The organism is Aliidongia sp., from assembly GCF_035943795.1.
Classification (GTDB): domain Bacteria; phylum Pseudomonadota; class Alphaproteobacteria; order ATCC43930; family CGMCC-115725; genus Aliidongia.
The window spans coordinates 20033-33201 of record NZ_DASZBY010000114.1 but is presented as its reverse complement, the minus strand read 5'-3'; the positions used below and the strand labels follow the sequence as shown (position 1 = coordinate 33201).

The following is a 13169-nucleotide window of genomic DNA, read 5'->3' as shown; positions in this document are numbered from 1 at the left end:
TCTAAATCGCCATTTCGATGCGGGCATTGCGGCTCCACGGCAGCCGGTACAGCCCCTGCAGCACGAGCGAGGCCGCACCGCGCGCCCAGACCTCGTCGGTCCAGTCATGGAAGATGATTTCGCAGCGGCCGTTCAGCACCCGCAGCGAATTGGCCGCGACCGCGGCGCGGACCGCGGGCTCCAGCAGATCGGCCGCCCGCATGCCGGCGCCCGAGATGATGACCTTGCCGGGGTCGATGACGTTGACCAGATTGGCGATGCCCAGTCCCAGTATCTCGCCTGCCGTCGCAAACACGGCCAGCAGGCCTTGGTGACCCTCGCGGGCAAGCCGGGTGATCTCGCGCACCGCCGCCTCGATCGACGGCTCGTCGTCCGTCGGCGGCAGATCGATGATCTTGCGCGCCTCGCGCAGGATGGCGTAGTCGGCGGCAAAGGCCTCGACGCAGCCATACTGGCCGCAGCGGCACAACGGTCCGTTCCGGTCGATCTTGGAATGGCCGAATTCCGTGCCCATGCCGTGGTGGCCCCGATAGAGGTCGCCATTGATGAACAGGCCCATGCCAATGCCGGCCTCGACCGTTACGACAACGAAATTATCGACCCCTTGCCCGTGGCCGAACCAGCGCTCGGCCAGGGTGACGAGGTTGGCGTCGTTTTCGATCACGGCGGAGACGCCCAGCCGGTCGCTCAGCATGCGGGCGAGCGGCACCGGCGCCAGTTCGGCCGCGAGGATCGGGCTCCAATGGGCGATGCCGGCGACCGAATCGATGAAGCCCGGCAGGCCGACGCCGACGCCGGCGATCTGCGCCATGGTGATGCCGGCCTTGGCGACGGTAGCGCGGATGCCGTCTTCGAGCAGGTCGGCGATCAGCGCCGCGCCCAACCGCCAGGTCCGGACCGGCAGCACCAGGCACGACAATGGATCGGCCCGGAGGTTGGTGACGGTGATCGACACCTGATGCATCGACAGCTTGGCGCCTACGACGTAGGCGGCGTTGGGATTCATGCGGAGCAGGACGCGGGGACGGCCGCGCCCGACGATCGATTTCGGGCTGCCCGGCGCCTCGCCCTCGTCGTAATAGATGACGCCCTCGTCCAGCAGGGCCGTGATGATCGCGGAAACGGTTGTGCGGCTGAGTTGCGTGCGCTCACCGATCTCGGCACGGGAAATCGGTTCGAACTGGCGGATCGTATCCAGCACGTGGAAGCGGTTGATCGCCCGAATGAGTTCCGTATCTCCGGTCTGCATCGCATCCATGCCGTAGTCCCGCCTTGGATGAGCCATCGCGGACCGTTCCGTCCCCGTGCACGACCGATGCCGCGCGGCCCGTTCCGTACTAGGTACTCTCCCCTGATTTTTTCCGCGATATCTACAAAAATCGCAATTCAAAAGATTTGGAACCACCGGGCACCATCACCGTTTACTCCATATTTTTGTGAAATCGCCCTTCCTTGCGAGATTATCCCGCAATTGACACGCAGGAGCGTTGCATCAAACGCTTGACAGCATCAGATTCATGATCGAATTATGATCGTGTAGTTGACAAAAATAGACCCAACATCGGGTCAAGAATCAGGGGAGGATGCCATGGTCTCGGACCAACGCCGCAGGATGTCGCGCCATCCGGCCGTCCCGTTGCCGATGCACCGCCGTCCCTCCCCGTTTCGATAGGCCAGGCTCGTTCGAACGCCCGGCATTTAGCCGACGAAGCGGCCCTCGACGGCCGCTCGACCAAATCCAAGAACAATAGCGGTCAGGGAGACGCGACAAGATGAGGGAACTTCGCAACCAAATTCTGGGCGGCACAGGCCTGGCGCTGGTCCTGGTCGGCGGCCTGCTGGCCGCATCCGGTCCGGCCGCGGCCGCCGACAAGAAGATCGTCGTCGGCGTAAGCTGGTCGAACTTCCAGGAAGAACGCTGGAAGACCGACGAGGCGGCGATCAAGGCGGCCTTGACCAAGGCCGGCGCCAGTTATATCGGCGCCGATGCGCAAAGCTCGCCGACCAAGCAGCTGTCGGACGTCGAAAGCCTGATCGCCCGCGGCGCCACGGCGCTGATCATCCTGGCCCAGGATACGAGCGCCATCCAGCCCGCGATCGATAAGGCCAAGGCCGAGGGCATCCCGGTCGTGGGCTATGACCGGCTGATCGAGAGCCCCGGCGTGTTCTATCTGACCTTCGACAATCGCGAGGTCGGCCGCATTCAGGCGCGGGCGATCGAGAAGGCGGCACCCAAGGGCAATTACGTCCTGATCAAGGGTTCGTCGAGCGACCCCAATGCCGACTTCCTGCATGCCGGCAACATCGACGTCCTGAAGCCCGCCATCGATTCGGGTGCGATCAAGGTGGTCGGCGAGGAATATACCCCCGGCTGGCTGCCGGAGAACGCCCAACGCGAGATGGAACAGATCCTGACCAAGGCCAACAACAAAGTCGATGCGGTCATCGCGGCCAACGACGGCACCGCCGGCGGTGCCGTCGCGGCGCTGCAGGCCCAGGGTCTGGCCGGCATCCCGGTCTCGGGCCAGGACGGCGACAAGGCGGCCCTGAACCGCATCGCCCGCGGCCTGCAGACGGTCAGCGTCTGGAAGGACGCGCGGTTGCTGGGCACGACCGCGGCCGAGGCGGCCGTGGCGATGGCCAAGGGCACGACACCCGACAAGCTGCCTAACGTCAAAAAATTCAACGAAGGACCGAAGAAGGTCGCGATGGACGCAGTGTTCCTGACGCCGGTCGGCATCACCAAAGACAATCTGGACGTGGTGATCAAGGCCGGCTGGGTCACCAAGGAAGTCGTCTGCCAGGGCGTCGACCCGGCCAAGGCGCCGGCCGCCTGCAAATAGACTTCGTCGCCGGTCGATCGGTCCCGCCAGGGCCGCCGATCGACCGGACCATCTTTTTCGAGGACGGACCAGGCCCCATGATGTCGTTGGCCCAATCGCCCGTCGCCCATAAGGGCGGGGCTCAGGATCTGAAAAGCGCGCTCGAGGTCGACCTGCGCCTGCTGGCGATGATCGCCGCGGTCGCGGTGATCTGGGTCGGGTTCGATCTCTTGACCGACGGCATCTTCCTGACCGCGCGCAACCTGTGGAACCTCGCGGTGCAGACGAGCGTCGTCGGCATCATGACGACCGGCATGGTGCTGGTCATCGTGACGCGGCACATCGACTTGTCGGTCGGATCCGTCCTGGGCTTCGTCGGCATGATCATGGCGGTGCTCCAGGCCCAGGTCTTTCCGGTCGGTGCCGGCTGGAACTGGGTCGCCTCGCTGGGCCTGGGCCTGGCGCTTGGCGCCGCGATCGGCGCCGCCCAGGGCTGGTGGATCGCGCACCGCGGGGTGCCGTCCTTCATCGTCACCCTGGGTGGCCTGCTGATCTTCCGCGGCCTCGCCTGGACCGTGACCGAAGGGCAGACCGTGGCGCCCCTCGACGAGACGTTCCAGTTGATGGGCGGCGGTCTGCTGGGTTCGATCGGCGCGTTCTGGAGCTGGATGGTCGGCCTTGCCGGCATCGCGCTCGTCCTCGCCCGGGCGGCCATGGCGCGTCGGCGGCGGCAACGCTATGGCTTCGCGGTCCGCCCGGTCTGGGCCGAGCTGCTGGTGACCGGCATCATCGTCGCCGGCATCGTCGGGTTCATCCTGGTGATGAACGCCTATGATCGGCCGCGCACGGACGTCGCCCAGGGGATTCCGGTCCCGGTGCTGATCTTGATCGGTGCGGTCTGCGTCATGTCGGCGGTGACCAAGGTCACGAAGTTCGGCCGCTACGTCTTCGCCATCGGCGGCAATCCCGAGGCCGCCCAGCTAGCCGGCATCAACACGCGTCTGGTCATCATGGCCGTGTTCGCGCTGATGGGTCTGTTGGCCGGAATCGCCGGCGCGGTGCAGACGGCGCGCCTCAATGCCGGGGCCAATTCGACCGGCGAGCTCTTGGAACTGAGCGTGATCGCGGCAGCGGTGATCGGCGGCACCTCGCTCGCCGGCGGTACCGGCACGATCTCGGGCGCCATCGTCGGCGCCGTGTTCATGCAGAGCCTGCAGAGCGGCATGATCCTGCTGGGCCTGCCCACCCCCATGCAGAACGTGGTGATCGGCCTGGTGCTGATCCTCGCCGTCTGGATCGACACCAGCTATCAGCGGCGGCGCCTGTGAGCGCCGCGGCCGGAGAGAGCCCGATGACCTCATCCCCCATGGGCGTCAACCCGCTGGTCGAGATGCGCAACATCTCGATCCATTTCGGTGGCATCAAGGCGGTCGACGACGTGAGCGTCGATCTCTATCCGGGCGAGGTCGTGGCCCTGCTTGGCCATAACGGCGCCGGCAAGTCGACCCTGATCAAGATCCTGTCCGGCGCCTATCGGGCAAGCGCCGGCCAGATCCTGATCGACGGCAGGCCCGCCCAGATCGATGCCCCCCGCGACGCCAAGGCGCTGGGGATCGAGACGATCTACCAGTCCCTGGCGCTGGCCGAGAACATCGACGCGCCCGGCAACCTGTTCCTCGGGCGCGAACTCATGACCCGATGGGGCACGCTCGACGATGCCGCGATGGAGCACGCGGCCCGGCAGGCGATCCTCGAGCTCAACCCGAACTTCACCCGTATCAAGGAGCCGGTGAAGAACCTGTCGGGCGGCCAGCGCCAATCCGTCGCGATCGCCCGCGCGCTGCATTTCAACGCCCGCATTCTGATCATGGACGAGCCGACCGCCGCCTTGGGTCCGCACGAGACGCGCCAGGTCGCCGACCTCATCACCCGGCTCAAGGCCAAGGGCATCGGCATCTTCCTGATCAGCCACGATATCCACGACGTGTTCGACCTCGCCGACCGCATCAGCGTGATGAAGAACGGCAAGCTGGTCGGCACGGTCAGGACCCAGGACGTCACCCAGGATGACGTGCTGGCCATGATCATCCTGGGCAAACGGCCGAAGATCGCCGCATGACCGCGCCAGATCGGGAGGAGACGAGCGATCGGTGAACCGACAAGCACCCTAGCGGGATATCCGAGCGGCCCGGACTGACGCCGGCCGACCCGATCCCGCATCCGCCAACGAACCGGGAAGACCCCGCCGCACCGACACGCTTCGGCCGCGACAGGGTGAGGCTTTGCCTCGAGCAACGACAAATCGGACAGACGATCGAGACAGGGAGGGAAAAATGGCAGGGACAAGAATGAGAGCCGCACTCGGCGGACTGACCATGGCGGCCGTGATGGGGTTGGCATCGCCGGCTTCGGCGCAGGTGGTGCAGAACCCGACGGCTTTGAGCCAGTTCGGCAATGATCTTTTGAACGACGGGATCTTCCTGCGTGGCCATTATGTCGGTGAATTCGCCGCCAACCCATCGGGCGGCAACTCGCAAAGCGCACGCTATGCCGGTCAGGTCGACATCGGCGCCGATTTCGACATGGGCAAGATCGCCGGGCTCGGCAACTCGGCGATCCATCTGACGTTCAGCGACCGCCATGGCCAGAACCTGGCGGCGACCAACATCGGCAATAGCGTGTCGGTGCAGGAAGTCTACGGCGGCGGCCAGACCTACCGGCTGACCGAGTTGACCTGGGATCAGGCGATCCTCGACGACCACGTTGAATTCCTGGTCGGCCGAACCGACGCTCCCGGCGATTTCGCCGCTTCGTCGTTCTATTGTAACTTCCAGACCAATTCGACCTGCGGCAACTCGAGCCTGTTCGGCCAGGACAATTCGCTCAACTATTTCCCGGTCGGTGTCTGGGGCGGCCGTGTCACCGTCAAGCCGACCCCCAACCTCTACGGCCAGATCGGCGCCTATGAGCAGGACCCGTCGCAAGGGGCCGAAAGCACGCATGGCTTCGATTTCGGCGTCGACCGGGCGACCGGCTATGTCATCCCGGTCGAATTCGGCTACCAGACGACCTTCGCGTCGGACGCCTATCCCCGCCATTACAAGGTGGGTGCCTTCTACGACTCGGGCGACTACAACGACCCGTTCTTCGACGTGACCCACAATTCCGCGGCCCTGACTGGCCTCGCACACGCGCAGCACAGCGGCCGGACGTCGGTCTATGGCCTGTTCGACCAGATGATCTGGAAGCCCGATGCCGCGGCCCAGCGCGGCCTCTATGTGTTCGGCGGTGTCACCGCCGGCACCGACTCGGCGCAGACCGCGGACTTCTTCCTGCAAGGCGGCCTGCTCGACAAAGGCCCGTGGGCCGGCCGCGAGAATGACACGATCGGTTTCGTCGTGACCGATCTGCATTTCGGCAATCGCAGCCAGGCTTTCCTGCGCGACTCCCGGGTCGCTGCCGGCGGCAGCGCCACGACGCAGAATCCGAACGAAGTCATGATGGAAGTGAACTACGGCGCCCAGATCACCCCCTGGCTGCGCGTCGTGCCGAACCTGCAATACATCGTCAACCCGGACAATCTGCCGGAACCCAGCCAGCGGTCGAACATCCCCGACACGTTCGTCGTCGGCCTCAAATTCGCGATCGGCCTGCCGGAACTGTTCGGCCTGCCGACCAAGAACTACAACCACTGAGGCAATCTTCGGCCGGGTCCGCCCGGCCGAACCCTTCGGAAGGCTTCCCCGCCTGCCCCGGATCCGCTCCCCACGGATCCGGGGTCTTTTTTCATTCGGCGATGACAACACCCTCGGCGGTATCGGCGTGATATTCGCCCATGAACGGATATTTGCCGGCGCCCAGCGGCCGCAGCCGCACCGTCCCGGTGCTGCCGCCGGCCACGACCTTTTCGACCTTGAGCGCAGTCGAATCGAACTCCTCGGCCGTCGCGTCCTGGTTATGGATGGTGATGATCGTCGGCTTGCCGGCCGGGACATGGATCTCCGACGGGGTGAAGCGATGGTCCTTGATCGTCAGTTCGACGGCGGTCGGGTCGGCGGCCCGGGCCGACGGGCCGGGCACGGTCAGCCCCAGGACGCCGACGGCCAGAGCGTTCGTGAAAATTCGGATCATGATGTCGATCTCCCTCAGGCCTCGAACAGCGTCTGGCCGATGTAGCCGCCTTGCTGCACGCCCGGCGGGCAGGCGAACAGCCCGCTGCCGACGTGGGTGGCGAATTGGTTGAGCATGTCGAACTTCGACGAATTGCCGAAGATCTTGATGAAGCCGGTGCGCGGATCGCGCTGATAGGCCACGAACAGCAGGCCGGCATCATACAGCATGCCCTGCTTCCAGGGTGGCCAGCGCTCCGCCGTGAAGGCGACGCCGTCATTGTAGGAATAGCCCCGCCGATAGATCTGCGCGCCGTCGTTGCTGGATGAGTGGGACAGGCGGACATGGGCGTTCTCCGGCATCACCGGCATCCCTTCCGCATCGGTCTTGTCCAGGTCGACCGCGTCGAACTCGTGCTTCTTGCCGAGCGGGGCGCCCGAATATTTGTGGCGGCCGATGGTCTGTTCCTGGAAATCGACGTTCATCCGATCCCAATGCTCGAGCGAGATGCGGATGCGGCGCACGACCAGATAGCTGCCGCCGCGCAGCCATGCCGGGCCTTCCGGCCCGACCCAGACCATGTCGTCGATCTTGTCGGGCTGGCGCGTCCCGTCCTTGAAGCCCAGCAGGTTGCGCGGCGTCTTTTCGCCTGCCGGCTGCGCGCTGAAACCCGCCTGAACCCAGCGCATCTCAGCGATGTCGTAAGCCATGGCCGATAGTTGGCGTACCGCATGGAACGCCACCTGCGGATCGTCGGCGCAAGCCTGGATCGACAGGTCACCGCCGGTCCGCGCCGGCACCAGCTGGTCGCCGTTGAAACGCGGCAGGTCGACCAGCGCCTCGGGGCGCTGGTCCGCGAGGCCGTAGCGGTCCTTGCCATCCTTGACGAACAGGCCCGGGCCGAAGCCGAAGGTGATGGTCAGCCGGGCCGGCGACAGGCCGATGTCCTCGCCGGAATCGCCGGCCGGGACGCTCTGGTCGACCCCGAACGCCGCCGCCGGCTGGCCCCGGGTCAGCCGGGCCGCCGCCTCGGTCCACAGCCGCAGCAGCTTCACCACGTCATCGCGCTTCGTCGTCGTCAGGTCGAACGCGGCGAAATAGGTGTTGTTCTGGGTCGGCGTCAGGATGCCGCCCTGGCGCACACCCCAGAATGGCTCGATCGCAGGCTTGGACGGCGGCTTCGCCACCGGCGCCGACGCGGCCTGCGCCCCAAAGCCGACACCGCCGGCGGCCACGAGGCTGCCCGCGGTGACGAAAAAGCCGCGCCGCGACGGGCGCGGGGGTTTGCGGTCCTGGTCGGTCACCGCGCCTCCACGACAGTGTTCATGTCGTCCTCGACGTAATAGAAGCCCTTGCCGTCAGGCGTCAGCGCGATGCCGAACAGGTCGCCGCTGCCCGGTGGCGATTGCGCCTGGTCCGTGTCGATCCATTGCGCCGCGATCTGCTTCGCCGCGACCGGGTCGACCTCGACCACCTTGCCGTTCTTGGAATTGCACACCAGCAGATGGCCGTTCGGCGCCATGACCATGGCGAGCGGCCGGGCGATCAGCCCGTCGCGGGTGATCTCCTTGCCGGTGCCGGCACTGGTCGTGCGGGTCGTCGCTTCCGGGATCGCGACGATGCGGTTTTCCAGCGCATCGGAGACGTAGAGCGTGCCGTCCGTGCCGATTGCGAGGCCCGTCGGTCCGACCAGGAACACGTCCTTGTCGGCGCGCTGGCCGAAGCCGTTGGCGACCACGGTACGCTTGGCGATGACCGGCGGCTTGCCGTCGGCGATGGTGAGGTCGAGCCGCAGCACCGTTGCCTTCGGGATCGTCACCGACAGGCCGGTCGCCGGGTCATGGACGTCGGGCGCGGGCACGTCGAAGCCGGACATGCTGATGAACAGGCTGGCGGTCGAACCATTGTCGACCATGGCGATGTTGCCCCAGGGCGAATTGATCTCGGGTCCGGCCCAGGTCGCGACCAGTTCGCCGGCCGGGCTGATCACCAGCAGGCAGCCGTCGCCCTTGGTCCGGGTCGTGCCGTCGTTGCTGGGCGTGCTGCCGACGATGACCCAGCCGGTCTTGAGCATGGTCATGGCCGTGGTCAGGCCGACGCCGCCGGGACATGCCGGCAGATGGCGCGGCACCTGGGCGAACAGCGTGGTCTGCTTGGTAGTCGGATTATAGTCGACGATGGTCGTGCCCAGACCCTGCAGGTTCGACAGGTCGTTGAAATTGTCGATCAGCACGTCGTCTTGTCGGATCTTGCCGATCGATACCGGCGCCACCACGATGGCGTAGGGATTCTGGTCGCCGTTCTCGGGAACGGTCGTCGTCAGCGTGGTGTGCTTGCGCACGCCTTCGAGGAAGGCCCGGCTTTCCTGTGCCTGGGCCGGGGCGAGGATCGCCGCCAGCCCGGCGATGGCGAGAGCCGACAGGGCTCGGGTCGCGGTGCATTTCAGGAAATGCGCCATGGACGTGGTCCTTTTCGTCTAGGCCGCAGCGCAGGGCGCCGCCGGCATGAGATAATGCGAATGAGTTGCGCTGTCACGCGCGTTCGTCGAATGGCGCCTAGAACAGGATGTTCGTGCGCAGACCCACGACCAGTTCGTTCTTGATGCGCTGGCCGTCGGCCGTCGGATTCGCGACGCCGCCGCCGGGGTTCATCACGTACTGGACGTCGGGCTGCAGCTGGAGCCACGGCGCGAACGAATATTGGTAGGTCGCCTCGACATAGGTCTCGTTGCTCCGGGTCGGCGTATAGCCGCCGCCGAACGCCTGGGTATCGCGGTCGAGGCCCGCAGCACCGCTGCTGACCTTGGCGTAGCCCATGCCGATGCCGAACGTGTCGTCGTCGCGGCCGAGGAACGGTTCCTTGAAGTTCAGGCCCAGGTTGGCGCTGAACGCGATCAGGTTGCGGTTGACCTCGGGCGTGCCCATCACGCGGGCGAAAATACTGACGCTGCGATCCGGCTCCGCCTCGTCGACCCACAGCATCTGGTCGACGACGCCATAGATGCCATAATCGCCGCGATGGGTAGCGGGCAGGCCGCTGGTGCCGGGACTGGCCTGGGACCGGCCGATGCTATCGTAACGCTGGTCGCCGAACCGCTCCGTATCGTACCAGACGCCCAGGCGATAGGTGCGCGCCAGCGGCTCCACCTGGTCGGCATAGAGCATGGTGCCGAGCGACGGATAGGCATATTGCACCTCGGCGATGGCGAGGCCGCCGCCATTGGTCGCGAACGTCGTGCCCGACGCGTTCACCATCTGGGGATCGCCGCTGGGATTGTTGACAGGGCTGCCGTTGAACAGGCCGGCCAGCACGGTGATCGAGTCGGTCGGCTTGGCCCGGACCCGGATCCCGAGCGCCGACAGCGGATAGGCCGGTCCGCCGCCGGGCAGGTCGGCCGACGGCACCATCGGCCAACCGAACATGGTGTTGACGAACAGCAGCGCGTTCTGGCTGACCATGAATTCCTGGTCGAGGCTCTGCTGGCCGATCTTCACGTCGAGCCGGTCTTCGTCCAGGAATTTCTGCTGGTACCAGAGTTCCCACAGCCGGGTCGCGCGATCCGACTCGATGCCGCTCGAGGTCTGCAGACTGTCCAGATTGTCGGCGCTGAGGTTGCGGCCGTGGATCTGCAGCGCGCTGGCATTGAACGTGCCGCCGTACCAGCCGAACGCGCGCTTGGTATCGAGCTGGACCGCCATCTGGGTCAGGCCGTCATAGTCGAAGCCGTGATGGGCGCCGCCGGTGACGTTGCCCAGGATCTCGCTGGTTTCCGAGAGCGCGAAAGTGATGCCGGATTTGGCCAGCTGCGAGCGCAGGCCCCACATATCGCCCAGCAGATAGCCGCTGCGCGTGAGATTGTTCGTGAAGCCGAACAGGCCACCGCCTTGGTCGTTCTGCAGATCCTCCTCGGTCGGCGCCTGCAGCTGCGGCGGGGCGGCGATCGCCGATGTCGCCATGAGCCCGAGTGCCAGGCCGGCAGCGACCGTTCGGATGCCTGGCTTGAGCACGACGCTGCGGAAGGAAAAAGACAGGCGCGACATGAATAGGGGGCTCCGAGCGTGGCGATGAACCGTCGGCGGGCCCGGGTAACCGGACGCGAACGGACGCCCCCTCTTAGCGATAATCATTCGCATCTTCAATGAGAATGATTATCGATTGCGAAACTCCTCACGCTTTGGGGCGTTACGGTCGCGCGAATCGACCAACCAGTTCCACATGCGGAGACCAGACGAACTGATCGACCGGCAACACGCTCTCGAGCCGGTAGCCGCCGTCGACCAGTATCCGGGCATCCCGCGCGAAGGTCGCGGGATTGCACGAGACTCCGACCACGACGGGCACCGTCGACTGGGCCAGATGCAATGCCTGCGCCTTGGCCCCGGCGCGCGGCGGGTCGAACAGCACGGCATCGAACCGTTTCAGTTCGGTTACCAGCAATGGGCGGGACTCGAGGTCGCGCCGCTCGGTCGTGACGAAGCCGAGGCCGGCGCGCCGGGCCGCGGCGGCCAGTGCTCCCAGCGCCGCAGCATCGCCCTCGACCGCGTGGAGCTCGGCCCGGGCGCCGAGCGCCAGGCCGAAGGTGCCGCAGCCGGCGAACAGGTCGGCCACCCGCTCCGCACCGGTCATCGCCTCGACCACTGCCGCCGTCAGCGCCGCCTCGCCCGCAGCGGTCGCCTGGAGAAAGCCGCCCGAGGGCGGGTCGACCGGCACGGTGCCGAAGCGCAGGCCAAGGGACCGGCGCTGCGCCGCCGGCACCGGCGCGGTGTCGCCGACCCGCCACCATAGCCGCGCCAGGTCCTGGGCCTCGGCGAACAGCGCCAGCCGTTCGAGCTGGCCGAGATCCGGGATGGCGGACAGCACCAGGCCGACCTCGGCACCGCCCGGCCCGGCGGCCAGCTGCACCGTGGCACCGCCGGCGCCCGGCAGCAGGATCTTGAGCAAGTCGCGGAGTGCCGGCAGCAGGTCGGCCAGCACAGGCAGCAGCACCGGGCATTCGCCGAGATCGACGATCTGATGGCTGGCCCGGCCGTGAAAACCCAGCACGACGGTCCCGCCGGCCCGTTTCGCCTCGAACACAGCGCGTCGGCGGGTGCCTGGCGGACTCGAAGCGATGGCGGCAACCGGCGCCTCGCCCAACCCCTGACGGCGCAAGGCCTCGACCACCAGGTCGCGCTTGAAGTCGAGATAGGTCCGCCAGCCCAGATGCTGCAATGCGCAGCCACCGCAGGTGCCGAAATGGCGACAGGGGGGCGCCACCCGGTCAGGGCTGGGCTCGAGCACTTCGGTGATCTCGGCCGAACCGCCAGCGAGACGCGCCCGGATACGCTCGCCGGGCAAGGCGCCGGGCACCAGGACCGGCTTGCCGTCGACCCGGGCGACGCCGACGCCCTCGCTGCCGAGCTTGTCGATCGTGAGCTCGATCTCGCGCACCTCGATCCTGGCCGGGCGCCGCGCTGGCGGACGCGAGCGGCCCCTCACGGTGCCGCCTCCTCGGTCCGGTGGGCATGGATCAGGAATTCGACATTGCCCTCCGGTCCGCGGATCGGGCTTTCGAGCAGGCCCATGACCCGCCAACCCGGCTGGGCATCGAGCCAGTCGGAAATGCGTTGGCAGGTCGCCTGATGCAACGCCGGGTCCTTGACCACGCCGCCCTTGCCGACCCGCTTGGGACCGACCTCGAACTGCGGCTTGATCAGGGCGATCAGGTCCGCTTCGGGGGCGGCCCGGTCGAGCGAGGCCGGCAGCAGAACCTCCAGCCCGATGAAGCTCGCATCCGAGACCAGCAGGGAAACCGGTTCGGGAACCTCCGCCGCCGTAAGATAGCGGGCATTGACCCGCTCCAGCACCAGGACGCGCGGATCGGCCCGCAGTTTCGGGGCGAGTTGGTCGTGACCGACGTCGACCGCATAGACCTTTGCCACACCGCGCGCGAGCAGCACGTCGGTGAAGCCGCCCGTCGAGGCGCCGATGTCGAGTGCCACCCGGCCCGCGACCTCGATGGCGAATTGATCGAGCGCATGGACCAGCTTGACCCCGCCACGCGAGACCCAGGGATGGTCGAGCCCCGTCACCCGGATCTCCGTCGCCTCCGTCACCGGCCGCGACGGCTTGTCGGCGACGGCACCGTCAAGAGTGACGAGGCCGGCCTCGATCAAGGCCCGTGCCCGGCTGCGGCTGTCGGCCAGCTCACGCTCGACCATCGCCTGGTCGAGCCGGCGACGCTCCCCGGTCTCCATG

Annotated in this window: 11 protein-coding genes; 4 read left to right on the top strand and 7 right to left on the bottom strand. The window is 66.7% G+C overall.

What is annotated here, in order from left to right; genetic code table 11:
- Position 1: 1 nt before the first annotated feature.
- Positions 2 to 1285 (bottom strand): ROK family transcriptional regulator, encoded by a 1284-nt coding sequence (locus tag VGV37_RS22280; protein WP_326881967.1) that lies wholly within the window; start codon positions 1283 to 1285, stop codon positions 2 to 4.
- A 487-nt stretch (positions 1286 to 1772) separates the two neighbouring features.
- On the opposite strand from VGV37_RS22280, the gene xylF reads away from it, so the two are divergent.
- The 4 genes from xylF to VGV37_RS22260 all read left to right on the top strand — a co-directional run bounded on the left by xylF (position 1773) and on the right by VGV37_RS22260 (position 6517).
- A complete protein-coding gene (gene xylF, locus VGV37_RS22275) occupies positions 1773 to 2843 on the top strand; it encodes a D-xylose ABC transporter substrate-binding protein (protein WP_326881966.1) in 1071 nt (356 codons plus the stop codon).
- Positions 2844 to 2920: 77 nt separating this feature from the next.
- Positions 2921 to 4150: a sugar ABC transporter permease gene (locus VGV37_RS22270; protein WP_326881965.1), complete on the top strand. Its 1230-nt coding sequence runs from the start codon at positions 2921 to 2923 to the stop codon at positions 4148 to 4150.
- 23 nt (positions 4151 to 4173) lie between these two features.
- The gene (locus VGV37_RS22265) at positions 4174 to 4941 is read left to right on the top strand and encodes an ATP-binding cassette domain-containing protein (RefSeq protein ID WP_326881964.1); all 768 of its coding nucleotides are present in this window, start codon (positions 4174 to 4176) and stop codon (positions 4939 to 4941) included.
- Positions 4942 to 5170: 229 nt separating this feature from the next.
- On the top strand, positions 5171 to 6517 hold the full coding sequence (locus VGV37_RS22260) for a carbohydrate porin (protein ID WP_326881963.1): 1347 nt from the start codon (positions 5171 to 5173) through the stop codon (positions 6515 to 6517).
- Between the two features lie 91 nt (positions 6518 to 6608).
- On the opposite strand, the gene VGV37_RS22255 is transcribed toward VGV37_RS22260, so the two are convergent.
- From VGV37_RS22255 to VGV37_RS22230, 6 genes are all read right to left on the bottom strand, one after another.
- A complete protein-coding gene (locus VGV37_RS22255; RefSeq protein WP_326881962.1) occupies positions 6609 to 6953 on the bottom strand; it encodes a cupredoxin domain-containing protein in 345 nt (114 codons plus the stop codon).
- A gap of 14 nt (positions 6954 to 6967) precedes the next feature.
- A complete protein-coding gene (gene efeB, locus VGV37_RS22250) occupies positions 6968 to 8236 on the bottom strand; it encodes an iron uptake transporter deferrochelatase/peroxidase subunit (RefSeq protein WP_326881961.1) in 1269 nt (422 codons plus the stop codon).
- A complete protein-coding gene (locus VGV37_RS22245) occupies positions 8233 to 9390 on the bottom strand; it encodes a hypothetical protein (RefSeq protein ID WP_326881960.1) in 1158 nt (385 codons plus the stop codon). The genes efeB and VGV37_RS22245 overlap by 4 nt, the downstream gene beginning before the upstream one ends.
- A gap of 97 nt (positions 9391 to 9487) precedes the next feature.
- The gene (locus VGV37_RS22240; RefSeq protein WP_326881959.1) at positions 9488 to 10972 is read right to left on the bottom strand and encodes a carbohydrate porin; all 1485 of its coding nucleotides are present in this window, start codon (positions 10970 to 10972) and stop codon (positions 9488 to 9490) included.
- Between the two features lie 142 nt (positions 10973 to 11114).
- Positions 11115 to 12410, bottom strand: a complete 1296-nt coding sequence (locus VGV37_RS22235) for a class I SAM-dependent RNA methyltransferase (RefSeq protein ID WP_326881958.1) — start codon at positions 12408 to 12410, stop codon at positions 11115 to 11117.
- Positions 12407 to 13168 (bottom strand): TlyA family RNA methyltransferase, encoded by a 762-nt coding sequence (locus VGV37_RS22230; RefSeq protein ID WP_326881957.1) that lies wholly within the window; start codon positions 13166 to 13168, stop codon positions 12407 to 12409. Before VGV37_RS22230 ends, VGV37_RS22235 begins: the two co-directional genes overlap by 4 nt.
- Position 13169 lies beyond the last annotated feature (1 nt).

Coding starts and splice junctions, on each gene's coding strand:
- VGV37_RS22255 (WP_326881962.1), bottom strand. CDS start 6,953: ATGATCCGAATTTTCACGAACGCTCTGGCCGTCGGCGTCCTGGGGCTG.
- VGV37_RS22240 (WP_326881959.1), bottom strand. CDS start 10,972: ATGTCGCGCCTGTCTTTTTCCTTCCGCAGCGTCGTGCTCAAGCCAGGC.
- VGV37_RS22230 (WP_326881957.1), bottom strand. CDS start 13,168: ATGGAGACCGGGGAGCGTCGCCGGCTCGACCAGGCGATGGTCGAGCGT.
- VGV37_RS22280 (WP_326881967.1), bottom strand. CDS start 1,285: ATGGCTCATCCAAGGCGGGACTACGGCATGGATGCGATGCAGACCGGA.
- xylF (WP_326881966.1), top strand. CDS start 1,773: ATGAGGGAACTTCGCAACCAAATTCTGGGCGGCACAGGCCTGGCGCTG.
- VGV37_RS22245 (WP_326881960.1), bottom strand. CDS start 9,390: ATGGCGCATTTCCTGAAATGCACCGCGACCCGAGCCCTGTCGGCTCTC.
- VGV37_RS22260 (WP_326881963.1), top strand. CDS start 5,171: ATGAGAGCCGCACTCGGCGGACTGACCATGGCGGCCGTGATGGGGTTG.
- VGV37_RS22270 (WP_326881965.1), top strand. CDS start 2,921: ATGATGTCGTTGGCCCAATCGCCCGTCGCCCATAAGGGCGGGGCTCAG.
- VGV37_RS22265 (WP_326881964.1), top strand. CDS start 4,174: ATGACCTCATCCCCCATGGGCGTCAACCCGCTGGTCGAGATGCGCAAC.